The organism is Anaerocolumna xylanovorans DSM 12503 (assembly GCF_900143645.1).
GTDB lineage: Bacteria > Bacillota > Clostridia > Lachnospirales > Lachnospiraceae > Anaerocolumna > Anaerocolumna xylanovorans.
On sequence record NZ_FRFD01000005.1, the window covers coordinates 164,838 to 190,669 of the forward strand.

The 25,832-nt window shown below is 41.3% G+C and carries 15 protein-coding genes; 11 read left to right on the plus strand and 4 right to left on the minus strand.

The window, feature by feature from the left end; genetic code table 11:
- The first annotated feature begins 147 nt into the window (after positions 1–147).
- The 10 genes from BUF11_RS09115 to BUF11_RS09165 all read left to right on the plus strand — a co-directional run bounded on the left by BUF11_RS09115 (position 148) and on the right by BUF11_RS09165 (position 20,021).
- The gene (locus BUF11_RS09115) at positions 148–1,044 is read left to right on the plus strand and encodes a 2-oxo acid dehydrogenase subunit E2 (RefSeq protein WP_073588544.1); all 897 of its coding nucleotides are present in this window, start codon (positions 148–150) and stop codon (positions 1,042–1,044) included.
- A 254-nt stretch (positions 1,045–1,298) separates the two neighbouring features.
- Positions 1,299–2,249, plus strand: a complete 951-nt coding sequence (locus BUF11_RS09120) for an ABC transporter ATP-binding protein (protein ID WP_330393866.1) — start codon at positions 1,299–1,301, stop codon at positions 2,247–2,249.
- Between the two features lie 167 nt (positions 2,250–2,416).
- Positions 2,417–3,157, plus strand: coding sequence for an ABC transporter permease (locus BUF11_RS09125; protein ID WP_073588545.1), 741 nt, complete (start codon positions 2,417–2,419; stop codon positions 3,155–3,157).
- Positions 3,154–4,134 (plus strand): ABC transporter permease, encoded by a 981-nt coding sequence (locus BUF11_RS09130; protein WP_073588546.1) that lies wholly within the window; start codon positions 3,154–3,156, stop codon positions 4,132–4,134. Before BUF11_RS09125 ends, BUF11_RS09130 begins: the two co-directional genes overlap by 4 nt.
- A gap of 97 nt (positions 4,135–4,231) precedes the next feature.
- Positions 4,232–6,850 carry a LuxR C-terminal-related transcriptional regulator gene (locus BUF11_RS09135; RefSeq protein WP_073588547.1) on the plus strand — a complete coding sequence of 873 codons (2,619 nt, stop codon included), beginning with the start codon at positions 4,232–4,234 and terminating at the stop codon, positions 6,848–6,850.
- Positions 6,851–6,864: 14 nt separating this feature from the next.
- Positions 6,865–8,646, plus strand: a complete 1,782-nt coding sequence (locus BUF11_RS09140) for a sulfatase (RefSeq protein WP_073588548.1) — start codon at positions 6,865–6,867, stop codon at positions 8,644–8,646.
- A gap of 134 nt (positions 8,647–8,780) precedes the next feature.
- The gene (locus BUF11_RS09145) at positions 8,781–9,722 is read left to right on the plus strand and encodes an ABC transporter ATP-binding protein (protein ID WP_073588549.1); all 942 of its coding nucleotides are present in this window, start codon (positions 8,781–8,783) and stop codon (positions 9,720–9,722) included.
- 21 nt (positions 9,723–9,743) lie between these two features.
- Positions 9,744–10,895 (plus strand): ABC transporter permease, encoded by a 1,152-nt coding sequence (locus tag BUF11_RS09150; protein WP_073588550.1) that lies wholly within the window; start codon positions 9,744–9,746, stop codon positions 10,893–10,895.
- A complete protein-coding gene (locus BUF11_RS09155; RefSeq protein ID WP_073588551.1) occupies positions 10,870–12,033 on the plus strand; it encodes an ABC transporter permease in 1,164 nt (387 codons plus the stop codon). Before BUF11_RS09150 ends, BUF11_RS09155 begins: the two co-directional genes overlap by 26 nt.
- Positions 12,034–12,425: 392 nt before the next feature.
- Positions 12,426–20,021 carry a polysaccharide lyase family 8 super-sandwich domain-containing protein gene (locus tag BUF11_RS09165; protein WP_073588553.1) on the plus strand — a complete coding sequence of 2,532 codons (7,596 nt, stop codon included), beginning with the start codon at positions 12,426–12,428 and terminating at the stop codon, positions 20,019–20,021.
- Positions 20,022–20,081: 60 nt separating this feature from the next.
- Here BUF11_RS09165 and BUF11_RS09170 read toward each other — a convergent pair whose 3' ends face one another.
- Positions 20,082–20,894 (minus strand): AraC family transcriptional regulator, encoded by an 813-nt coding sequence (locus tag BUF11_RS09170; protein ID WP_073588554.1) that lies wholly within the window; start codon positions 20,892–20,894, stop codon positions 20,082–20,084.
- Positions 20,895–21,152: 258 nt separating this feature from the next.
- Between BUF11_RS09170 and BUF11_RS09175 the strand changes: the two genes are divergently transcribed.
- Positions 21,153–22,319, plus strand: coding sequence for a glycoside hydrolase family 88 protein (locus BUF11_RS09175; protein ID WP_242952349.1), 1,167 nt, complete (start codon positions 21,153–21,155; stop codon positions 22,317–22,319).
- A gap of 26 nt (positions 22,320–22,345) precedes the next feature.
- Here BUF11_RS09175 and BUF11_RS09180 read toward each other — a convergent pair whose 3' ends face one another.
- From BUF11_RS09180 to BUF11_RS09190, 3 genes are all read right to left on the minus strand, one after another.
- The gene (locus tag BUF11_RS09180) at positions 22,346–23,515 is read right to left on the minus strand and encodes an ABC transporter permease (RefSeq protein ID WP_073588555.1); all 1,170 of its coding nucleotides are present in this window, start codon (positions 23,513–23,515) and stop codon (positions 22,346–22,348) included.
- Complete coding sequence (locus tag BUF11_RS09185; protein ID WP_073588556.1) at positions 23,466–24,731, minus strand: ABC transporter permease; 1,266 nt, start codon at positions 24,729–24,731, stop codon at positions 23,466–23,468. The genes BUF11_RS09180 and BUF11_RS09185 overlap by 50 nt, the downstream gene beginning before the upstream one ends.
- A gap of 92 nt (positions 24,732–24,823) precedes the next feature.
- Positions 24,824–25,753, minus strand: coding sequence for an ABC transporter ATP-binding protein (locus tag BUF11_RS09190; protein ID WP_073588557.1), 930 nt, complete (start codon positions 25,751–25,753; stop codon positions 24,824–24,826).
- Positions 25,754–25,832 lie beyond the last annotated feature (79 nt).

Below are 25,832 nucleotides of genomic sequence, written 5' to 3' on the forward strand. Positions count from 1 at the left end.
AGTCGGGCGTCCTGTTCTCCTATGCAGTATGATAAAACCAGGAGGTATGGATTGCGGTAAGGAAATAGAAGCTGACAGGCAGCGGTTTTACTGTTTCTGAATATATTTATCTATGAAGATTCTAAGGGTAGGGAAAGCTGGCCTGTATTGAACAAGATAGAAAAAAGCACTCATTTTAATATGAGAAAAAGAGTAATAGCCAGCGTGACACAGGAAGGCTGGAAGAAAATCCCCCATGTATCCTATGTTTACGAAGCGGATGTTACGAAAGTTTATGAGGAATTTAAGAAATTAAAAGCATCCGGCAGATACCGGGGGAATATTACCTTTAATACACTTCTTTTGCGGGTTATTGTGGAAGGAATTAAATCTGCCATGCAGCTTAATGCAGAAGTGCGGTATAGTTCCTTTCTGATTTCCGGACAGATGACGGTAAAAGATAAGATTAATATTAATATGCCGGTATTGCTCCCGGACGGGGGGATGGTTACGGTTAATCTGCGTGATATGGGAAATAAATCATTAGGGGACATGGCGGAGCAGATTGAGAGCATCAAGGAAAAAGTAGGAAGCTGCGATATGGAAGCTTCCCTTCTTAAAGTAGGGTTAAAAGATACCCTTAGGAACCTGCAGCGCGGCAAATTAGGAAAGGTGATCGGCCGTGGACTAGGAATTGTGACCGGACACAGAAGGAGCGCAGCCGGAACTCCAAAGAAAAAGCAGGGAATTATCTTAAGCCGGGAGGTGTTGGATCAGGGGACCATTACCGTTTCGAATCTGGGAGCGGCAGTTAAAGGTACCAGAGGAAGAGTAGCGCTGTTAGATATTATACCACCCCAGGTCTGTGCAATCGGAATCGGAGTACTCCAGGAGGAACCGGGAGTATATCTGACAGAGGATAAGATGACCCGTATCGGTATACGAAAAGTAATTCCATTTACGATTGCCTTTGATCACCGTGCCTTGGATTTTGGTGAAGTGGCGCCTTTTATCAACCGGCTGGAAGAGGTATTTAATAACACAGAGATCATACGCACCTGGTAGCAGGTAAGCATATCAACCATATGGATATATAAAATCAACCGTTCAAATCAACCAAACGGTTGATTTTTTTATTTTCTTGCTGCCGTATGATAATAAACATCAAAGAACTAGTGTGAAAAATAAAAAGCGTTTTTCACTTTCTATTTGGGCAGTTTCGCAAGTAAACTTGCGAAATGCATGGGGCTAGTGTGAAAAATAAATGTTCACACACAAATTTGTGCCTGGGGCCAAAAGTTTGCAGGTACAGGAAAGGCATGGCTATTAACATGGAAGAAATGATAAAGGTGAGTAATCTCACCAAGAGTTTTAAGGACAAAGAGGTTCTAAAGGGAATCAGCTTTGATGTATACCGTGGTGAGGTGCTCTGCATCTTAGGACCAAACGGAGCGGGAAAAAGTACGACAATTAATATATTAACGGCTACGCTTGGAAAAGGGGGAGGCGAAATCTTCTTTAAGGGGGGCAGGATTAACAAAAAGCTTAAGGATTACAAGCAGGTATTAGGAATTGTTCCTCAGGACATTGCTTTGTATGAGGAATTGAGTGCCGAACACAACTTAAGGTTTTTTGCCTCTCTTTATGGACTTCACGGAAAGGAATTGTCAAAAGCAGTTGACGGGGCGCTGGAATTTGCAGGACTTACCGACCGCAGGAATGATAAGGTTAAGACCTTTTCAGGGGGCATGAAACGGCGGCTTAACATAGCTTGTGCTATTGCCCATCACCCGGAATTAGTCATCATGGATGAACCTACGGTAGGGATTGATCCCCAAAGCCGCAACCACATTCTTGATTCCATCAGAAGGCTAAGGGAAAATGGGATAACGGTTATCTATACCACTCATTATATGGAGGAGGTAGAAGCAATATCCTCCCGTATCATCATTATGGATCATGGCTCCATTATTGCAGAAGGCACGAAAGAGGAGCTAAAGGAGAGCATAGGGAATGAAAAACGGTATACGATTGAGCTGGAGGAGAACAAAAAAGTAAAGGAAGAGGAGCTTTTTTCCATTGAAGGAGTAAAATCAGTAAAGGTAAACGGAGATATCTTAGAAATTTCCTCCTTAAAGGGAATTGAAAATCTTGACCGGATTATAGCACTGCTTAGTGACCGGGGAGAAAAGATAAGAAATATTGCAAGCGAGGCAGCAAGCCTTGAGATGGTATTTTTAAAGCTTACCGGACGCAAATTAAGGGATTAGTGTGAAAAATAGAAAGCATTTTTCACTTTTGATTTAGGCAGTTTCGCAAGTAAACTTGCGAAATGCATGGGGATTAGTGTGAAAAATAAAAAACATTTTTCACTTTCTATTTAGGCAATATCGCAAGCAAGCTTGCGATATGCATAGGGATTAATGGAGGCATTAAAATGAGACGTTTTTTTATGATTTTAAAATTAGACATCATCAACCTGTTTAAAAACCCGGTACTGGTGGGAGCTAATACAATCTTTTTCGTTCTCTTGATTTTGATTATGGGATTTTTAGGAAGCGGGAATTATGCCGACAGCAAGATGTCTTATCAGTATTATCTGATTTCCATGATTGTCTACGGTATGCTGAATGGAGCTATGACAGCATCCAATTGTTTTATGGAGAGGGATATTAAGAAAGCCAACCTGCGGATTATTTATTCTCCGGCAGGAAGCTTTCCGATTTATTTCTCCAAGATACTGGCTTCTTTTCTCTTTGATTATTTTCTTCACATTATTGTGGTCGGAATTTTGTGTGCTTCTCTTGGTGTAACCATAGGAGTACATCCGGTATACTTTATTCTTTTGATGGCTCCTGTGGAATTTGCCGCGGCAGCCCTTGGAATTTTTTTCTGCTGTGTCTTTCACAGTGAAGAGGCTGCCAGTGCATTATTAAGTACATTAGTCAGCCTGTTATGTGTTTTAGGCGGGACATTTTTTTCCTTGGACGGAATGGGAAGCGCGGTTGCGTTTCTCTCAAGGATATCACCGGTAAAGTGGATAAATGAAGCGTTTTTTACACTTTCCTGTGACAACAGCCTTCACAGCTTTTTGCTTGTATTCTTATCAGCTGTCATTATTTCTGTGCTTCTTGTACTTGGATGCAGTCTGACCTTTAAAACGGAGGATTATCTATGAAAACATTTATTACCGTACTTAAAAATAATTATCTGCGTACAAAGCCCCGGATAATATTAGTAGCTGTTATGACAGTGGTTGCTCTTTCTTCTACTATGCTTGCGGTTTATCTTTCCGGACTGCACCAGGTAAAGGGACGTGTCGCTTTGGTGGCGGAGGATTCTTCTTACGCTCCCACAGAGAAGTCAGAGCATCTTAAAATAACAGTTTTAGATAAAAAGCCTCCCTATTCAGCACTTGTGGAGCAAAAATACGATGCTTATGTAAGCCTTGATAGGGAAGGAAATTACCAGATTGAAACACTTAGGCGGGCAGAGTATAAGGATATGCTGTTATATCTGCTTCAAAACCCGAAAGCAGAGCCTCCCAAAATGGGCACGGAAAGAGGTGTGGGGGTCAATATTATAGGGTTTATGATGATGTTTCTTATTATGATGTCCTTCTCCAACCTGTTTGTTTTTGCAGATGATAAGGAACTGGGACAGCTTGGAAGAATTTTTATGGCACCCTCCTCTTTTGGGGGCTATCTGGCTGCCCATGTGATTTATTGCATGTCTTTGCTGCTGCCGGAATATATTCTGCTGGTCATTCTAAAGCTTAGCGGCAGAAATATTGGCTTTTCTCTTTTGCAATATGCAGGACTGATAGCAGTTACAGGACTTTTAGGCATCTCAATAGCATTGCTTTTATATGTACTGATACAAAAGGCAGACAATGCCACGATGCTTGGAAACTCTATCGCAGTGCTGGCAACTGTATTGTCCGGCAGTTTTTACAGCTTTAGTAAAAACAACGAATTGCTGGACAATATGATTAAGGTATTACCCCAGAAGGAGCTGATGGATTTTGCCGGGTATCTGCAAAATGGAAAAGGAATAGAACATAGCGCTTCCATTATTTATGTAATCGCCTTCGCGGCGGTACTGTTTATCCTTTCCTGCAAAAAGCTTCGGAAGATGTATGTAAGAAAGATATAGAATTCCAGGAAGCTGTCTTGCAAAGTTAAGAAAGCGGGAATATAATGAAGAAAATAAAGTGGTTTCAAAAGAACGTATATATACGAAAGGGGTTACTATGAGTTTCTCGTCCGATGCATTGCTTCTTTCCACAAAACTGAAAATCCCCGCACCGAGAAGAAATTATATCTGTCGGAAAGCTTTGTTTGAGAAGCTTTCCGACTGTATCGACATGGGAGTGGTTTTCATAAGCGGAGGTGCAGGCACCGGTAAGACGACCTTGTTAACCTCTTTTATCCGTGAGGCAGGCCTAAAGAATGTCTGTTGGGTGTCAATGGATGCTTCCAATGCAAATGTTTATTCTTTTTGGATGTATTTTACGGCGGCTGCCAGTGCATTCTGGGAGGAGGATGAGGCATTTCTTGACATAATGAGGGCAAATCCGGATCCCTCTCATATGGAGGGACTGCTGATTATGCTGATTAACAGGCTGTGCAGTGAAGAAGATTACTATATGGTCCTGGATGATGTTCAGTACATAAAGGATGAAGTGCTGATTAAGACCCTTGAATTCTTTTTAAAATCCATGCCGGCTAATTTTCATCTGTTCTTTTTATCCAGAGAGGACCCGCCCGTGTATCTGGGGCCTTTAGTAATGTCCGGAAGATTCCTTTATATTGACGGAAAGCAGATGAAGTTATCTTTTGAAGAGGGAATGTCCTTTTTAAGAGATACCCTGAAACTGACAGAAGGTGAAGAAGAGCTTGCAAAACTTAATAAGTATGCAGAGGGCTGGATCGGCGGCTTGCAGCTATCGGTAGCAGCAGGGCAGTATTCCGGACAGTTTTTAAGAGCGGGAGGAGGCATTGCAGCCGAATACCTGACCCATGAATTATTTGAATCCCTGGCGGAGAGAGAGAAGACTTTCCTGGTAAGAACGAGCTTTCTCTCTTATTTTGATGCTGCGATATGTATAGAGCTACTTGAAGATTATTCCGTGACGGACTTTGAAGAGATGGTGGAGGAACTTATCCGCAAAAATCTGTTTATTGTCTGTATTGACGAGGAAAACCGTGTATACCGCTACCATAACATTCTAACAGAGTATCTTGCGGAACAATTTAAGAAGCTTTCCGATAAGCAGAAAAAGGAGCTTTACAAAAAAGCTGCCGCTATTTTTCTGGAACGGGGAGATTTTGAAGAAGCGCTGGGAGGATATTATGCTGCCAGGGAATATGACAGTGTTCTTTCTATAGCGAAGGATATGGACGGCAGGATAGAGGCATGGGGCTATCTTGACAAGGTGCCGGTTGATAAATTAATGTCGGATGCAGATCTTGCGGCCCAGTGTTTTATGTATAACCTTGGTAATATGAATATGGAACGGTGCCGGGTACTCTACGATAAGTTTCGGGAATATTATGGGGATTCGGATATTTTTCATATCGTCCAGTTCGCAGAAGGCTATATTACACATAGTGATCTGATATTACCGGAATACCATGCTCTGTCCGCTGCACAGATTGAATGCCTTCCCTTTGGACAGGCGGCAAAAGCCATGATACTTGTGGAAAACTCTGCGGCCCTGATAGAGCAGATGGAGTATGGGGAAGCAGAAAACTGTGCTCTTAAGGCAATCCAGACAAGCAAAGGGATAAATATATTTGTAGAATTCTTTGGCTATACCCAGTTAGCCCAGGTATATGAAGAAATCGGACGTATGAATGACAGCCTTGCCTGTTATGTAAAAGCAGATGAACTGTTCTGCCATCCTTCCATGATGTCCGGGGTCGGTACGAGTTACTATTTCGGACTGGTTGGGATTTATATGAGAAGGATGGAGCTTGAAGAAGCAAAAAAGGCACTGGAAGATTCCCGTGCATTGATGAATTCCAAGCATATTCGGATGGATGTTGCCAGGGTAACACTTATTTTTCATGAGGCGGAGTTAAGTTTGTTGTATGGTGACAAGGAAAGATGCGTCCTGAAGGTGGAAGAAATCTTAAAAGAGTATCCTAACCTTAGCAGACTGACCTTGGGAAGATTAATTTATGAACTTGACTGCATCGGAAAATTACCGAAGGAGATAGAAGAGAAATTCATAGCAGAACTGGAAACCGCGTCAAGTTACAGGGCGCAGCCCTTTATGAGGCTTTTACGGGCAAGACTTCTCTTTAAGAGGGGAGAAAGCGGGGAAGCTTTTAAGGAAACAGATGACATCATGACTTTTTCCCGTTTGCATAAGAATAAGCTGCGGCTCATAGAGGCAGGGCTTTTAAAGGTAGTTATGCTTTCCTTTCGTATAGAAAAGACTTTAAGGCACAGAGAAATAGATAATTTGTTAAAAGAAGCCATACACTACGCATGGGAGGACCGTATCCTGATGCCTTTTTATCTGGAGCGGGAAGCGATTATTACTCTGCTTAAGGAACTTTTCATGAAGGAGGAGGTGAAAGCTACAATGCCTCCTGCGGAACTCTCTTTTCTTAAGGACATTTTAAATACCTGCGGGGTGGAAATGGCAGAGACCAGGGAACCGGAAACCTTATCTGAACGCGAGACAGAGGTTCTGATGGAATTGGCACAGGGCATTACCAACAGGGAAATTGCAGAAAGGCTGTGCATTTCCCAGGCTACCGTTAAGACACATGTACTTAGTATTTTTGGAAAACTTGGTGTTTCCTCCCGGATGATGGCAGTTGAAGAAGGGAGAAAGAAAGGACTTATTTCCCGATAGGAAGGAGGCAGTATATGAAAGCAATTATGGTTATGTATGACAGTCTTAGTAAAAGTTATCTCTCTCCTTATGGCAGTGCTTCGGTTCGCACACCAAACTTTGAACGGCTGGCAAAAAGGGCAATGCGGTTTGACAATTTCTTTGTTGGGAGCATGCCCTGTATGCCTGCCCGCCGTGAACTTCACACCGGACGGTATAACTTTTTACACCGGGGATGGGGTCCGGTAGAACCTTTTGACGACTCTATGCCCCAACTGTTAAGGGAGCATGGAACCTATACCCATCTTGTTACGGACCATTATCATTATCTGGAGGATGGAGGGTGTACTTACCATAACCGTTATTCTTCCTGGGAGGTTTTCAGAGGGCAGGAGGGGGATTACTGGAAAGGGGAGGTAGGGGACCCGGATATTCCGCTCTGTGAGAATTACCAGAAAGCACAGGACATGCCAAGGCTTTGGAGGCAGGACTGGATTAACCGCAAATACCTTACCTGTGATAAGGAGATGCCCCAGTCCAGGACCTTTGCTGCAGGGCTTGAATTTATCGAGACCAATAAAGACAGTGATAACTGGTTCCTGCAGATAGAAACCTTTGACCCCCATGAACCTTTCTTTGCACAAAAAGAATATAGGGATATGTATCCCCATGCTTACAGCGGAAAGCATTTTGACTGGCCAAGCTATGGACCGGTAAGGGAGAGTGAGGAACTGGTAAATCATATCAGAGCTGAATACAGTGCATTAGTCAGCATGTGCGATGCCAAGCTGGGATTGGTTTTGGATGTGATGGATGAGCACAATCTATGGAAAGATACGATGTTGATTGTTTGTACAGACCATGGATTTTTACTGGGAGAACATAATTGGTGGGCGAAGAATATCGCGCCTTTGTATAATGAAGTTGCTAACACTCCTTTCTTCCTTTATGACCCCCGTTATAAGACGGCGGGAGTATGTGACAAGCTGGCCCAGACCATTGACATCCCGGCAACCCTGTTAGAGTTCTTTGGAGCGGATATTCCAAAGGATATGCAGGGAAAGGTATTAGGTAAGGCTTATGCAGAGAATGAAGTTATCCATGAGCAGATATTATACGGCTATTTTGGCGGCACGCTAAATACCAGTGACGGACGTTTTACCTATCTTAGAGCGCCGGAGAAATCCGTGGATTTTTATGAATATACGCTGATGCCTGCCAATATGAATAATATGTTTTCCGTAGACAAGCTTAAGGGGGCGGAGCTCTCTGAAGGTTTTGGATTTACAAAGGGAGCAAAGGTCCTGCAATTTAAGGTATCCAACCCATCCAGCCTCTGCCTTGCCAAGAATCTGCTTTTTGATACGATGGAAGACCCTGGGCAGACTCATAATATTGACGACAGGGAGACAGAGACAAGGCTCATAAATGGCATGCTTACCCTTCTTAAGAGCAGTGAGGCACCGAAGGAACAATATGAGAGGTTTGACCTGCCGGAAGAAGGAGAATTCAGCCTTTCCATGCTGCAAGACCAGAGGATGGAGAGAGAAAAAAGTATGTCCGGTGGTATTTATGATAAATACAGGTGGACTCCGGAAGCAAAGGAGCTCTATTATACCATATCGACATTATTCCGTCCGCAGCAATCAGAGCAGCTGACGGAAAGCCTTGATAAGTATTTAAGCGGAAACAGGGACGAAACTTTCATAGAAATTAGAGATATTACCTGTTTTGTGGAAAGAATGACAGAGAGTATGCAGGAGATGAAAATGGTTAAAAAGGTACTGGCAACTCTGATTGCCTATGCCAGAGCTTAAAAGACTGAATAAGTTCACTTAAAGAGTTCTTATGACAATTGTCATAAGAACTCTTTACAATTTACACTATTCATCCTTACAGGGAACTGGTAATATACCAATATGCACCAATAATTTCCGGGAGGAGAAAGAGAATGAGTGAAACAGTCGTAAAGATTGAGAATTTGGTTAAAAATTATAAGAATTTGACTGCTGTCGACCATTTTAACCTTGAAATAAAAGAAGGAGAGATACTTGGACTGTTAGGACCAAACGGTTCCGGCAAGACCACTACCTTAAACTGTCTTCTGTCCCTTTTAAGCTTTCATGAGGGAAAAATAGAGGTATTTGGAGAGAAAATGAAACCGGAAAGTTACTCTTTAAAGAAGAATATCGGAGTAATTTTTCAGAATGTTGCCGTTTTTGATACTCTCACTGTCTATGAAAACATTGACTTCTTCTGTGGACTCTACATAGAAGAAAAAGCACTTAGAAAAAAGTATGTAGAGGAAGCTATCCAGTTTGTAGAGCTTGGGGATTTTAAAAATTACTATCCTAAAAAGCTCTCCGGCGGCTTGCTTCGAAGGCTGAATATCGCCTGCGGCATTGCCCACAAACCCAAGCTGATTGTCTTAGATGAGCCTACCGTGGCAGTAGACCCCCAGAGCCGGAATAAAATCCTGGAGGGAATTCTGGAGTTAAACAAGCAGGGTGCAACCATTATCTATACCTCCCACTATATGGAAGAGGTGGAGGAAATATGCTCCCGGATTGTTATTATGGATAAGGGTAAGAACCTTGCAGAAGGTACGGCAGAGGAGTTAAAGCGCAGGATAAAGAACAATGAAACGATTTATATAGATATCAGGTCTCTTCCTGCGGAAGACATGGATAATATCCGGCAGCTAAAGCATGTATATTCGGTGGAGTATTCGGAGGAACGCCTTACTGTAAAATGTGACGGAGGTAACCACAACCTGATACACGTAATGGATTATCTGCAGGAGAGGGGAATTTCCTTCGGACGTGTTCATTCGGAGCTTCCCACATTAAATGATGTATTTCTTGAAATTACCGGCAAAGAACTTAGGGATTAAGAGGGAAAGGAAAGAGGCGCCATGTTCTTACACTTATTAAAATATAAATTAAAAAGTCTTTTCAGAGAAAAAGACCTGCTTGGCTGGGTATTTGCCTTTCCCCTTGTATTGGGTACTTTCTTTTACCTGGCTTTTGGTAACATGATGAATAGCGATGAGTATAACTTTAACCCGGTACCGGTAGCCTTTGTTTCGGAAGGAAATACGGATGCAACCTTTGAATCAGTGCTTGACAGCTTAAGCAAGGATACGAAGGACCGGATATTTGAAGTAACCAAAACCGGGGAGGGAAATGCCAAAGAGCTTTTGAAAAAAGGCCGGATAGACGGCATTATTTACACCTCGCCCGAGCTTTCGGTCATGGTTTCCGGTGATGGCATAAACAAAACCATTATCAAATCCTTTTTGGAAGGATATCTTAAAAATAAAGCAATCTATGAGCAGATTGGAAGTACTCATCCGGAAAAATTAGAATCTGCCGTAAGCATATTATCGAAGAATATTTCCTTTAACAAAGAGATTTCTTTTTCCAATACCAAGATGAACAGCTTATCCCAGTATTTTTTTGCACTTATTGCCATGACCTGTCTTTATGGCTCCTTTATGGGAAGCCGCGCCGTTGAGGATATCCAGGCAAACCTGTCCGCTATAGGGGCAAGAAGGGGAATTGCACCGGCCCATAAGCTAAAGGTAATCTTTGCGGATTATCTTGGCGCCGTTATTGTAAATTATTCCTCGATTCTCATACTATTCTTCTATCTGATTGTAATATTAAAGATAGATTTTGGAACAAGGATTCCTTATATCCTGGCAACCGGATTCTTAGGCTCGGTTATCGGAGTCTCCATGGGAACATTTACAGGCTCTATCAGTAAAATATCTGCCTCACTAAAGGGTGCTATTATGTCTGCTCTTAGCCTGATCCTTTCATTTTTAAGCGGTCTGATGATTGGTAATATGAAGGATATCGTGGAGCATCATGCGCCTCTCTTAAACAGGATTAATCCTGCCGCGTTGATTACGGACTGTCTGTATTCCCTTAATATGTACGAAAGTTTTGACAGATTTTACAGCGATATTGCTATTATGGGAGTGATAGCCGCGCTGCTTATTACCGGAAGCTATTTACTGTTAAGGAGGACCCGATATGAAAATATTCCAAGTCTTTTTTAAGACATTAAAGAAACGATCTGTCAGTGTTATCATTTATTTTATGATTTTCTTAGCCTTATCCGTATTGATGTCCGGCAACGGAAAGAAGCAGACGGAGGCAGTGTATAAGGATGCGAAGGTTAAGGTAGCCGTTTTAGACCGGGATAATTCCGTACTTAGTAAGAGTCTCTACGATTATCTTAGCAATACCCAGAAAATCGTAGAGATTAAGGATGATAAGCAAAGTATATCCGACGAGCTTTTTTATCAGAATGTAGAATATGTCCTGATTATCAAGAAGGGATTTGAAGAGGGAATAAAGACAGGAAAGTACGAAGATATCGTAGAAAATGTCAAGGTTCCGCAGAGCATTTCCGGAAAGCTCTTAGACAGTAAGATTGACCAGTACCTCTCTGAATTAAGTACCTATATGGCAGCAGGTTTTTCCGCAGAGGAAGCTGCAAAGAACACACTTAAGAACTCTGAAATCACGGCAGATGTGAAGCTTTATAAGGTACAGGGAGCAAGTGAGGAAAAGAGCAGCGCCTATTACTATTACCTCTATATTCCTTATGTGCTTATCGGTATGTTAATGACCGGTGTGGGAAGTATTCTCTTGATTTTCCGTAAGAAGGATCTGGATTGGAGAATAAAGTGCTCTTCTATGCCTGAACTCCGCAAAAATTCCATCCTGCTTTTAGCTTGCGGTGTCTTTAGCTTTGTTTGTTGGGCCGTATTTGTACTGCTCTCCCTGCTTTTATACCGCACGGATATACTGACCGGAAAGGGAGCGTTATTTATCTTAAACAGTCTGGTATTTTTACTGGTGGCAATGAGCCTAATCTATATGGTGAGTTTTTTGGTAAAGACATTAAATGCCATGAATATGGCCGCTAACGTTATCAGTCTTGGACTTAGCTTCCTTGGCGGCATTTTTGTACCGCTGGAATATATGAGTAAATCGGTGGTCCAATTCTCAAAGGTACTGCCCACTTATTGGTATGTAGTAAATAATGAGGCCATTGATTCTTTTGTCAATACAACAAAGCAGTATCATACTATTTTACGGAATTTCGGAATAGAGCTTATATTTGCTGTCCTTTTCTTTGTAATAGCACTGTATCTGTCAAAATCAAGAGCGATAGCACAGCATGGTTAAAACCTGGTATCCTTTCCTATAAATTTATGGCTATAAATGAATACTGGCAAGGAACTGCTGCAAAATGGATTAAAATTAAAATAAATAAAATGATGCATAGAAGAGGCCTTAAATTTCTTCGGTGCATCATTTTTTGCTGTAAAAGTCTGGTTGGTATAAAAATATAGTTACAGGATAAATCGTAACGAAAATAGTGGAATTTTAATAATGTATATCCTGCCTGTAAAGCAATAATATAAATATTGACTATAAAGTAATAATATTGCTTATATAACATTGTATATATTGTCTGTTAAATTATATTTGAACTATAGCTATATAGGGGTGTTTCGTTTTAAGTTAATGGGTCCAGGCATTTCAATGCCTATTAAACGAAAAACAAGGAGGAAGGTATGAGAAAAGTAAATCAACTAAAAGTAAAAGCTGTTTCACTGTTAATAATATTATGCTTTATGGGAAACAGCCTAATTCCGGCATTAGCGATGGAGGTACCGGAGGTTTCAGAGATGAAAGATGAAAAAGATACCGGTGAGAACCTGGAAACCAAATCAGTAAGCAATCTGCTGAATCTGGCCGGGTCCAATAACAGCAGCTTTGAAGAAGAACAGGCGGCAACCGGTACGGCTGCTAATTGGTGGGCAGATAAGATCAGCCCTATGTATTGGAATGATATGTGGGCAGCAAAGGTGCCGACTGTGAACCCAGGCTCTGTTAAATTTTCTTTGGATAAAGAAATATCTTATGACGGACAGCAAGCGGTGAAATATGCTTCCGGGGACAACACCGGGCGTTTTGAAATATACACCAATGTGGACAATATGAATTTGAAAGGCAGCTATGAATTTTCTGCAAAGGTTAAAACGGAAGCCGTTAGCGGAGCGGGTATATATTTAAGGATGCAAACCTATCGCCCTTTAAGCAGCGGGAATAATGCTACCTTACAAACCTATGGGACAAGTGCCAAAATAGCGGGAACAACAGATGGCTGGACAACTCTGAAATTACCTGTTGAAATCAATGAAACAATTGATGTCGGACGTATCCGTTTAGAGATCTTTTTTGAATATTTAACCGGAACCGTATGGGTGGATGATGTGAGATTAGTGCGTTCACCAAAACTAAATTTAAACGAAACAGAGAAAAAAATAGCAGTTTCAGAGAACTTTGAACTGGTAACTGCCTGCGATGATAATACCGTGGACTTAAGCGGGATTACCTATGATTCTTCCGATCCGTCAGTGGTATCTGTGGAAGGCAGCGGAAATAAAGCGAAAGTAACAGGACTAAAAACAGGTAACGCTACCGTTACAGCTTCTTTAGGGGAGTATCAAACCTCCTGTTTCGTTATAGTTGAAGATTCCTCCGTAAAAGAAGTCTTTGATACAGTAAGACAGAAATGGTCTGACCGGTTAACCGGTAATAATTTTACAGATATATCTGACAGTGACTATATAAAAAACATGGAACAGATGGACAAAACGGCAAAGGCTTATATTGACACGTTAATTGCGAAACCAACGGGAACGGATACAAGAACTACCTTATGGAGTGATTTAAACCTGAAGGTTTCTTATAAGCCGTCAAGCAATTCAGCGGATTCGGCAGCCTTTGAGACGGCCTTTGAGCGGATTTATGCCATGGCATTGGCATATGCGTCAAAAGGCTCCCAGTATTATAAGAATGAAGCACTGAAGACAGAAATCATATCCGCTTTGGAATGGATGTATACCAATGTATATAATGAAAATTATAGTGTAAAAGACAAGCTATACGGAAATTGGTGGCATTGGCAGATCGGAATGCCCCAGAACTTAGCGAATACCGTTATTTTGATGTATGATGTACTGGATAAAGAATTTATTAACAAAGAAGTTAAAACCTTAGAGAAATTTAATGAAAATCCCAACTATGCGTACAAAGTACAGGGCTGGGGCAAGATGGACATGACCAGTGCGAACCTCATGGATACTTCACTGGTATCAGCATTAAAATCAGTCATTGGAAGGGAGAGTACGGGCATCAGCTTCTCAAAAGATGCAGTCAGTACAGTATTGCCTTATGTCACTTCAGGAGATGGATTTTACGAGGATGGCTCCTGTATACAGCATACAAATCTTGCCTATACCGGAGGATATGGAGCAACCTTACTAAAAGGAATTGAGAAAATATTATTTTTAGCAGATGGAACTCCCTGGGAAGTATCAGATCCCAATGCAGAAAATGTATATGAATGGATATGGAACGGATACCGTCCATTGTTTGCAAACGGGGCTATTATGGATATGGTCAGCGGAAGAGGAATTGCAAGGCCCTCCAGAACAGATCTTACTGCCGGTCAGGGAGTTTTACAAGGAGCTTTGTTATTATCTGTAACGGCGCCGGAGCCTGTAAAATCCAATATTCAGGGCTTTGTAAAAAAACACTTGCAAAGTGCCATGGCATATGATGAAAACTATCTGGCCGGCATGTCAGCGGGAGAAATGACAGAGGCCAAAAATATATTAAATAACTCCGGAATAATTCCGGAAGATGGCACCCCTTATTTTAAGATGTTTTCTGTTATGGACAAGGCTGTCCACCACACTGATAAATTTTCCTTGGGAATTAGTATGTATTCTAAAAGGACCGGCAGCTTTGAGTATGGTAATGGTGAAAACATAAAGGGCTATCACATGTCAGACGGTGCATTATATCTATATAATGGCGACCAGTCCCAATTTGCCGATAATTATTGGCCGACAGTTGATCCTATGAGATTGCCCGGCATTACCACGGATCATACGGAAGGTACCATAAGCTCAACCTGGAATGCCCATACCAGTACAAAAAGCTGGGTTGGAGGTTCTTCCGTACTTGATTTATACGGTTCTGCGGGTATGGAATTTGAAGTTGAAAACAGCAGCCTGACCGGTAAAAAATCCTGGTTTAATTTTGATAATGAAGTAGTTGCCCTGGGAGCAGGAATTACTTCATCAGAAAATAAAAAGACAGAAACGATTGTAGAAAACCGTAAGATTAATGGAAATAATACATTACTAATCAATGGAACACCCGAAATAAATAGTATGGGGGATTCTAAGACAATGGGTAATGTAAGTTATGCCTGGCTGTCGGGGAATTTAAAGGATGGCTCTGATTCTATTGGTTACTATTTTCCGAAGGCAGCGGAATTAAGCCTGTTAAGGGAGGCAAGAACCGGCAGCTGGAGGGATATTAATACCTCTGTGCCGGCAAATTCGGAAGCGGCTGTTCCGGTAACGAGAAATTACCTAAGCCTTGCTATTGACCACAGCAGCAATCCCGATAAGGAATCTTACAGCTATGTTCTATTACCGGGCTTGACGGCAGAGGAAACAAGCAGTTACCAGGAATCACCCCAGATTGAGATATTATCGAATACGGATGCAGTTCAGGCGGTGAGAGAAAAAACACTGGGAGTAAGCGGATATAACTTTTGGTCAAAGGGAAGCGTCAATGGAATTGCATCAGACGGACCCTCTTCCATAACGGTGAAAGAAACGGAAGACGGGTTAATCCTTGGTATTTCCGATCCGACACAGTTACAAGCCAGTGTAAGCATTACGTTAGACGGTACCTATGAGGTAAAAAGCGGTGATGGAAGTATAGCGGTATCTGCTGAAAATGGAAAAACCGGTATTGCAGTCACTACGGCAGGTGTGCAGGGAAAAACTTTTTATGCCGAACTAAAAAAGGCAGAGGAAGGCAAGAATGAATTTAATCAGTTATATGACCGGGCATACCGGCAGATATTAGGAGTTATGCCTGATTCTACATTTGATTTAGGGAATGATGCTTTAAAAGCATATGTAGATAAGTTAAATAATGAAGCTAACAAATACTGGAATATACTTATCCCGTCCTCAGATACAACCAGGGATAGAATTTTTCAAGGGGTGAAGCCTGTACTTGCAGGAGGGGCCAATGCAAATAGTGCTGACTTAACTACCACATTTACATATTTATTGAAACTGACACAGGCTTATGCTACCAATGGAACAGATTTATATCAAAATGAAAGAGTAATAAAGGAAGTAATGGCAGCCGTTGATTTTATGATCAACAACAAATGGTATGGGCGGAATGTGCCTAAAAACAGCAGCAGCGTAAATTATTACGGGAACTGGTGGGATCACCAAATCGGGGTACCGGCTCAATTATTACCTATTATGATCTTATTACAGGGTAATTCACAATTAACCAAAGAACGCTATGATACCTATATGGATGCAATGGCCTATCAAAAGGCAAACGACTGGGGAAGCTATACCAGTGCGAACCTTGCGGATATTGGCTTAAATGCTATGTACTATGGCATATTAAAGAAAGACGGCAAGCTTTTAATAAATCTGAAAGAACGGTTTGGAAAAGAGTTGTTTGAATACGTTACTTCCGGAAACGGATGGTATAAAGACGGCTCTTACATTGACCATTCTATTTACGCCTATACCGGAGGATACGGTTCCGCTTTAATTTCAGCCATGAGCAGAATTCTTCCTGTTTTAAAAGATACGGAATTTGAGATGAAATTCGGCGATGAAAGAGATACTTTCTATGATAATGTTCTATTAGAAAGCTATATACCTCTTCACTATGCAGGAACTATTTCAGATGCAGTCGCAGGAAGAAGTGTCACAAGGGAAACGGCACAATTCAGGACCAGCGCAGGCCAATTAGCCGTTATGTCGGACTCTTTGTCACCGGATGCCGCACTTAAAGTGAAGCAGGTTGTGAAAAAGTGGCTTTTAGAGGATGGCGCCTTGCTGGGCAGATTAGTCAGACCAGGTGAATTAACTGCCTGTATCAATATTTTAAATGATAAGTCTATTCAGCCGGCAAATGTAAAAGCAGGAGTATATACATATTCTAATATGGATAAAGTAGTTGATCATACGGATAATTATATGGCTGTAATATCAAAGCACTCTAAGAAAATTGCTAACTTTGAATCCATCAATACGGAAGGATATAAACTGTGGAATGTTTCGGATGGCGCATTATTTTTAAATACAGCAGATATTAATCATTTCCGTGACGGTTATTGGGCAACGGCAGACTTACTTAGGCTTCCGGGTATCACAACGCTATATGATGCTGCCAGAGGGAAAGCGGCCGGTGCCGGGACAACGAATCCAAATGATTGGGTGGGCGGCACCAGTTTGGATAAATACGGAGCGACCGGGTTACAGGTTACAGCTATGGGAAATGGTGCGGTAAGAGATGGTGTGGAGGCTAAGAAATCCTGGTTTATGTTCGATGATGAAATTGTTTCATTGGGTTCAGACATTCACATTAAAAATACCGGTTTAACTTCCAGGGCGGAAACGGTAGTTGAAAATAGAAGAATCGATACAGAGCTGACCAATCGTTTTCTCATTAACGGCCAGGAGGTCAATATAAACAACAACAGAAAAGAGATTCCTTATCTTTCTGTTTATGCCCCGGTATATGACGCCTCCAATACTGCTGCGGACAAGATACATGCACATTCTTTAAATTACCCCATAAGCAAAACGGCTAAGAGTATTAAGCTGAAAACAAAAATACGTTTTCCGGAAGGTAAACGGAATTCGGCACTGCGTATTTATGGGGAAACAAACAGCGGCGTTTCAGGCGTAGCTTATGAATTGTTCTTAAACAATGGAACTACAGGTGCATTAAAAGCCTGGGGGGGTGCAGGCGGTGATTTTAATATTGACGGCAGGCAATGGTTTACAGTGGAAGCAGAAATTATTCCGGCCTCTCAAACGATTACTATAAAAATAACGGATCAAAATAATAATGTTGTTACAAGAACAGGTGTATTTATGAGCAGCTTAAATAATCCTACCAGGATTACAAGCATTGGATTTTATACACCGGGTACTTTAGAAGGCATGGTTGATGTATCGTACTTACATATTACAGAGGATGATACAGTTACTTGTGACGTTGACTTTAGTAAAGTAACGGCTTTAAAACTTCCTGACAAGTTTTTCACCTTATGTGCCAATGGCTACGGAACACCATGGGCAAATCATGATCATAAAGGATTTACAGTAACAACGAAAAAGGAAGTAATAGTTAAGGATCAAGAAGATGATGAATATAAAAATGTGCATTGGGCTTACCTGTCAGAGAAGGACGGCAAAGGGATAGGATATTATTTCCCGGAAGGTGAGACAGTAAAGGCATTTAAAGAAAGCAGAACCGGAAAGTGGGAAGATATCAATGGTTTATCGGGAATGCGGTATTCGGATGACCCATTGGCCAGGGGATATGCCACCATGTATATCGATCATGGTGTCCAACCAAAGGATGCTGCATATGCTTATGTGCTGTTACCGGGAGCTGCTTTGGAAAAAACAAAAGAGTATGAGGCATCACCAGATGTAACAATTCTTGCAAATACCTCTGATGTACATGCGGTATTTGAAAACAAACTGAACATTGCAGCAATGAATTTCTGGCAGGAAGCAGGAAAGAGTATAACAGCAGGAAAAGTAACTTCAGATGGTCCGGCTTCCGTAATGGTACAGGAAACCCCTGCGGGCTTTACTGTTTCCGTATCGGATCCAACAAGTTTACGCAGTACAATGAAGATTGCAGTAGAGATTCCATATGGTACTATTACATCTTTATCAGAGGGAATGACAGCCGGATTGTCCGGAAAGAATACCGTTATAACCATTAATTCCAATCCTGGGGCAAAGGGAAAAGTATTTCTCGCAGAATTTATAAAAGCAGAGACGAAGCCGGGAGAGATGGAGCCGGGAGAGACGGAGCCTGGAGAGACGGAGCCTGGAGGAACAGATCCGGGAGAAACGAAGCCAGGGGAGACGGAGCCTGGAGAAACAAATCCTGGAGGAACAGATCCGGGAGAGACGAAGCCGGGAGAAACAGATTCAGGTAACACGAAGCCGGATAACAATTCCGGCTCCGGAAATACGGTACCTAAGAATAATACAACGGTTGTGGAAAATGTAGAAACCAAAGATAATGTAAGAACTACTACCAGGATTACTACGGAATATAACAGTAAAACAGGGCAGACAATAACTTCTAAAATAGTTTCTGTTAAGGATTTGATCAGTAACAAGACTGTTAAGTCAGCAGAAAATACTATTTTAGACAGTAAAGGAAATGTAACAGAGCAATCCATATTAAAATATGAGTTTGATAACAAAGAAAATATCAAGCTGACAGAAGTAAATATAACCGTACCCAAAGAGGCCTTGCAGGCAGCAGAAAAAGAAGGACGTAATATAACGGTAGAGGTTAAAGACCATACCGGTAAAAAAATGGCCGAATGGCTAATCAGTAAGAAGGACCTGGAACTTTCATCCCAAAATCTTAAAGATCTTAAGGCATCCTTTATAATAAAGGATATAAAAGAACATAGTGCTATATCTTTTAAGGATAAGAATCAAAAGGGATTAGTTGTAGAATTAGGTGATAATAAGACAGAGATACCTTCCCGGTTGAAGATTCATGTGAAAGATACTGGCACCTTAGATGCCGGCAAAACCTTCTATATGTATCAATATAATGATAAATTACAGAAGTATGAAACAATTCCTTATACCTCCGGGCTGGCAGTAGATAAAGATGGTTATGCGGTGATACCGTTTTTTGAAGGAGGAGAATATGTATTATTGTCTAAAAAGGTACCTGCTAAAGAGCAATTAAATCTATTGAGCCGTATTACAGTACCACGCAGTTCTTATTTAATAAGTGCAGGAGAAAAATCAGCAATAACAACAAAGATACCAAATACTTTAAAGTTAACCAATAATCTTTTGGATAAATCAGTGCCGGACATAAAGGGTGCTGTGGTAATCAGCTATAAATCCAGTAATCAAAAGGTTTTAAAGGTAGCAAAGGATGGTACGATAACAGCCATAAAACAAGGAAAGGCAACAGTCACACTTAAGGTGGAATTATATTCACATAAATCCAAAATCATTAAAATTAATATTAAGGTCAAATAAAATTTAATTCAAATCCACAGAGCATGATAAATTAGTTTACTGCTCTGTGGATTTTTAATTTTAGGGGTATGGAAATCTCTCTTCCAGGGCGGCCTTAAAAAGATGCCGGTATTGGGTGGGAGTAAGTCCTTCCTTTTTCTTGAATTGCCGTATAAAATGCAGCTCATTTTCATAGCCGCAAAGGTCGGACAATGTCTTTACGGGCATATCAGTAGTGGAGAGGTAGAATTTTGCCCTTTCAATTCTGGCCAGGATAACCTCCTGCATACAGGAAATAGAAAAGAGTTCTTTATAGAGATGCTGAAAATAAGAAGGACTTATGTGAACGGAATCCGCCATCATATCTACCGTCCAGCTTTTATGAGGGGTATTATGAATATTCATCCGCAGCTGGTTCATAATTGGATAATACCGGCTGCTTTTACTGTTTGCCGGCAGCAGGGCAATCTGGGAATCCAGACTGTAGAGAAGAATGCGCATAAGAGAATCCTGCACCTGTTCCCGGTGAAGAGAATCCGAATGGTTTTCCTGTACCAGCAGGCGGACATAATTGGAGAGAGAATTCATTTGGGGCAGGTAAATAGGGCGGTTAAATGGGATATTTAAAGACTTAAGAAGAGAGGGCTCTCCCATAAAATCAAAATGAATCCAGTCATCATTATAAAAGTCCGCCACACCTTCATAATGGGTACAGGTATTCCGGTCAAAAAGAATCGCCATATTCGGATTGGTTGCAGTCATGGCCCCATCCAGTTCGAAAAGGGCCTCGGTTTTGACCAGCAGCAGAATGTAATTGGGAACACCTGACTTTCGGAGCATACAAAAATTTGTTTTGTGCCTTGAGTCGTGGCCGCAGTTTGTTACAGTAATCACAGAATATCCCTCCGGTAAAAAAGCAGAAATGGTAAGTTTATAATATTATAAAGCATTGTTCTTACAAAAGAAAGAGATTATGATAAATTATAGGACTTAGGCTAATATATCAGCCGGAATAGGAACTGTTTTTTTGTTTTCCAGAAAGGAAAAAGGACAGTTTTGGTTTATTCATGGAGCGGGTGTGAATTATTGAAAAGCATAATTTACACTCAAATTTGTGCCTGCGGCCCCAAATTCGCAGGTACAGGAAAGGGCATGGTTATTATTATGATTACAGACAAAGATAAGCAATGGATTGAGGAAACAGTGGAAAAGATAAAGGAAAAAATGGCATGGGTCAGTGAGAAGTCAAGGGATAAGATACCCTATACAACCGTAAACGGAACCCATGATACCTACAATGACAGTGATAAGTCTTACCGCATGTCTGAAGGACTTAATTGGTGGACCAATGGATTTTGGGGAGGGATGCTCTGGCTTATGTATCAGGAAACCGGAGAGGAAAAATATGCAGAGTATGCAAGGATATCAGAAAAAAGGCTCGACCAGTGCTTTGCAGATTTCTATGGGATCCATCATGATGCGGGTTTTATGTGGCTGTTAACGGCTGTGGCAGATTACAGGCTGACTAAAAATCCGGAAGCAAAAAAGAGAGGATTATATGCTGCCAATCTTTTAGCAGGACGCTTTAATTCTGTTGGTAAGTTTATTAGGGCCTGGAATGACTGGGGGAACGGAGAGGATAATACTGGATGGGCAATTATTGACTGCATGATGAATATTCCCCTCCTATACTGGGCTTCTGATGAGACAAAAGATCCAAGATTCAGCCACATTGCGTTAATGCATGCAGATACTGCTATGGCTCATTTTATAAGACCTGACGGTTCCTGTGAGCATATTGTGGAATTTGATTCAAAGACCGGTGAGAAGGTCAGAACCCACGGAGGGCAGGGCTATGAGAACGGCTCTTCCTGGACGAGAGGACAAGCCTGGGCTTTATATGGCTTTACTCTAAGTTATATTCATATGAAAAAAGAAGAGTATCTTAATGCTGCCAAACGGGTGGCCCATTACTTTATTGCCAATATCCCGGAGAGCGGTCTGATACCCATAGATTTCAGGCAGCCTGGGGAGGATGCCTGGGAGGATTCCTGTGCCGCAGCAATTGCAGCCTGCGGTCTGATAGAGATAGCCAAAGCAGTAGGAAAATATGAGAAGGACTTGTATTTAAGTGCAGCCTTAAAGATGTTGAAAGCCCTTACGGAGAAGAGAAGTGACTGGACGAAGGATTGTGATTGCATCATACAAAACTGTTCCGAGGCCTATCATACCAATAAGCACATGAATATTATCTATGGGGATTACTTCTTTATGGAAGCAATCTATAAGCTTAAGGGGAATGACATTCTTCTGTGGTAAAGCAAAAGTGACTTCTTATTGGATTATTAATTAGCGGCTTTTCGCCTAAAAGCTATAGAGAATACTGTAAATGCCGCTGTCATGCATAGTAAAGCAATACCCATAAGAGATAACAAGGGTCCTAACTGGGAGGCAATTGAGCTGTTGTGGAATAATACTGCTTCAAGCAGCTTCTGTCCCCAGCTTTCCGGAGTAAATTTTGAAAGCAGTACCAGATATCTTGGAGCTGTTTCCAGAGAGAAGAAGGAACCTCCCAGTATTCCGGTAGCAATGATAATAACAGCAAATGTAACAGTAAAGTCTTCATGCCGTTTCATAAACAGGGCTAAGGGCAAGCTAATGCCGCATAGTAAGAAGATATAAACGGCAAAGATAAGGATGGCAGGCAGAAGGTGGCTAAAAACGGGGAGCTTTAAGAAGTACTTTCCGACAAGAAGCACTGCCAGAATATGAAATGCTCCAAACAGATAGGCAGCAGCTATTTTGGCAGCCAGATATCTGTTATAGCTGGCAGGGGTGCTTAACAGCCTGTAATAGGTATTGTTCTCTCTTTCCTCGATTAAGGTGCGAAAGCCCTGGGTGATGGCAAACCAGATAAACATTACCAGAAAGCCAAGGAGTGTCTGTATCATTGTCTCCTGTTTAAGTGCCCGGGTATCAGCGGCATTGTTATTAATCTCGGCGGCAGAAGTATTTTCTATACCGTCAAATAACTTAGTAGTAAGGCTGTTTACGGGCACATTCAGTTCTTTTGAAAGAAAGGATGAGTCGGACACGATTTTTTTTAAGATGGACAGCTCTGTATTTAGCACCTGTTTTAGCACAGCTGAATCGGCGGATTCAAAGTTTTTGATAATCTCTGCAGGAAGAGGCTTATTATTTAAAAGGGCATTGTCAAAGCCTTTGTCTATCACAAGACCCATTGGAATAAGCTGGTCGTCAACCTTTTTAAGGATTTCCGCTCTGCTGGTGTTTACAACGGTAATATCCTTATGGCTGGTTATCATTTGCAGAAGCTGCCTGGAATAGAAGCTTTTGCTTAGATCTGCTACGTAAAGGCAGGGTTTTTCGGAGCTGCTTATGGAATTGGAAAACAAGTAGGTGAGTATCACAGGTACGGCAATTCCTGCAAATATGATAAGTCGGTTAGAAAATAGCAGCTTTAATTGTTTTTTTATCATGATTAGTATTTCCATGTCTTATAATCTCCTTTCCGCGAAAGATAAATAAAGTCAGAATCAGAAAAAGGGTTCCCATTAAGAATAATTGCAGCAGGTTGTCCCCAATGTCAGCAAAACCCTTGCCCTCACAAAGCAAAAGATAGCAATTAAGGGCGTTACCATTGGGAATAAGATTCTGTATAGGCTGTAAGCTTTTTGGCAAGGCATTACTGCTGACAAAGGAACCTCCAAGAAAGCCCAGGCCAAAAAGGATGGGTGAAGCAAGGCTTGAAACGGCATTTTGATCCTTGGCAAGCAGTCCCCACAGAAGAATGGGTGAGCCAATGGAAAAGGCATAAAGTATTGTTGTGAGCAAGATTAATTCTGGATTTCCCCACGTCATCCCATAAATCAGCCTGCAAAGGAGTATAACAGCACTCATTTGAATGACGAGGGTAAAAAGAATACTGCACAACTTGCCGGACACATATTGAAACTGGTGGGCTGGAGTTGACTTTATCCGAAAGAGTGTATAATTAAGCTTTTCTTCTACCACTTTGTGTGCAAGAGTAAAAGCGGTGGAAATGGAAAATAGAACAACCATGGCAATGGAAACATACTGCATGGCACTGATAGGAATTGCCTTAGGATTTGTAGAAACTTCGGGTATGGTAACGGGAGAAGAAGTATTTAGCTGCTTCTGAATTTTTGTCATGTCAGCCACTGTATTTCCGGAGGTATTTAAGAGCGTACCAAGTGCTTTTTCTTCGGTAAGAGTCACCTGAGTATTGCGGAGAAATTGCTCCAAAATACTGGTGATAATACTTTTATCAAAAGAAGTATCTCTACCTGCTGTTATAACAATACCGTTGTTTTCCTGCTGCAGGACAGCTTTTGTAAAATTCTTTGGGATATAAACAAATACAGAAGCTTTTTTATCCTGTATTAGATTAATACCTTCCTTATAGCTTGCTGCGGTTACGGTATGAAACAGACTGGCAGCATCTTTCGACTGAAAAACTTTATTTTCCAGAGTCTTTCCAAAGGAAATTGGCTGGCTGTTACTGGAATCCCCTACGTCTTCATTAAAGACAACCAAAGAGAAGGAGGAAATAGTACCGTCACTGCCGCCAAGAGCCCTGCCAAGCAGTATGATTAAAACCATGGGAAACAATATCAGTTTTAAGTAAAAGGTCTTGCTTTTCATCAATTGTTTAAAATCCAGCAAGGTAAAATGTATTATTTTATCCATAAAAATAACTATGCCCTTTCCTGTACCTGCAAATTTTGGGCAGGCACAAAATTGCGTGTAAAAAATGCTTTTTATTTTTCAACTAGCTTCGGCTAATTCCTTAGGGATTTTCCTGTTAATTGAAGAAAAATACTCTCCAGATTAATTTCCTCATATTGAAAACTTGTAAGGCGGATACCGGTATTTTTCATATCCTCTACGATATCAAGAACATTGGAACCTGGTGAAACAAGCAGTGTTATCATATCTTTTTCCACAGAAGTCCTTTTTACGCCCCGAATCGTTTCTAAACGTTTCAAGGCATCGGGGTTTGCTTTGCTAAAGCTTGCGGTTAAGGTATCACAGGCATCCAATTCCTGTTTTAATCCATCCTTAGAACCCAGTGCAATGAGATTCCCATGATCGACAATACCAACCCTCTCACATAGACACTCCACTTCCTCCATATAATGGCTGGTATAAACCACGGCCACCCCTTTCTCTTCTTTTAAACGTCTGATAGTATCCAATATATGGCTTCTGGATTGGGGATCAATACCCACTGTGGGTTCATCCAATATCAGTAATTTAGGGGAATTCATGAGGGCAATGCCAAAGTTGACCCTTCTTTTCATACCGCCGGAATATTCTGATACCTCCTGATTTCCTTTGCCTGTAAGCTTTAAAATATCCAGAACCTCTGATACCCGCTGCTTTAAGCGGTTCCCATAGAGTCCGTAAAGGCTGCCGAAAAATTCAAGGTTATCTCTGGCGGTTAAAGATTGGTAGAGTGCCAATTCCTGGGGTACAATTCCCATTCGTGTTTTACAATCGTGGGGGTTTTCACTTAGTGAGATACCATCGATAAAGATTTCACCTTTTGTAGGCTGTAAAATGGTTCCTATCATCGAAACAATCGTTGATTTTCCGGCACCGTTAGGGCCTAAGAGTCCAAATATTTCGCCCTTTCCGACCTCAAAGGAAACGTCCTCTACAGCTGTGAAATCTTTATATTTTTTTGTTATATTTTTTAACCGGAGCATGGTTAGTACCTCTTTCTTTCCTGTTATGATAGGTATTCTACACCGCAAAAAGGAAGATGGATATTCACTATAGTACTCA

Bases quoted from the DNA above. Each gene is read 5' to 3' on its own strand.
- BUF11_RS09120 (WP_330393866.1), top strand. From the start codon at position 1,299: ATGGCTATTAACATGGAAGAAATGATAAAGGTGAGTAATCTCACCAAG.
- BUF11_RS09125 (WP_073588545.1), top strand. From the start codon at position 2,417: ATGAGACGTTTTTTTATGATTTTAAAATTAGACATCATCAACCTGTTT.
- BUF11_RS09130 (WP_073588546.1), top strand. From the start codon at position 3,154: ATGAAAACATTTATTACCGTACTTAAAAATAATTATCTGCGTACAAAG.
- BUF11_RS09135 (WP_073588547.1), top strand. From the start codon at position 4,232: ATGAGTTTCTCGTCCGATGCATTGCTTCTTTCCACAAAACTGAAAATC.
- BUF11_RS09140 (WP_073588548.1), top strand. From the start codon at position 6,865: ATGAAAGCAATTATGGTTATGTATGACAGTCTTAGTAAAAGTTATCTC.
- BUF11_RS09145 (WP_073588549.1), top strand. From the start codon at position 8,781: ATGAGTGAAACAGTCGTAAAGATTGAGAATTTGGTTAAAAATTATAAG.
- BUF11_RS09150 (WP_073588550.1), top strand. From the start codon at position 9,744: ATGTTCTTACACTTATTAAAATATAAATTAAAAAGTCTTTTCAGAGAA.
- BUF11_RS09155 (WP_073588551.1), top strand. From the start codon at position 10,870: ATGAAAATATTCCAAGTCTTTTTTAAGACATTAAAGAAACGATCTGTC.
- BUF11_RS09165 (WP_073588553.1), top strand. From the start codon at position 12,426: ATGAGAAAAGTAAATCAACTAAAAGTAAAAGCTGTTTCACTGTTAATA.
- BUF11_RS09175 (WP_242952349.1), top strand. From the start codon at position 21,153: ATGGTTATTATTATGATTACAGACAAAGATAAGCAATGGATTGAGGAA.
- BUF11_RS09180 (WP_073588555.1), bottom strand. From the start codon at position 23,515: ATGGAAATACTAATCATGATAAAAAAACAATTAAAGCTGCTATTTTCT.
- BUF11_RS09185 (WP_073588556.1), bottom strand. From the start codon at position 24,731: ATGGATAAAATAATACATTTTACCTTGCTGGATTTTAAACAATTGATG.
- BUF11_RS09190 (WP_073588557.1), bottom strand. From the start codon at position 25,753: ATGCTCCGGTTAAAAAATATAACAAAAAAATATAAAGATTTCACAGCT.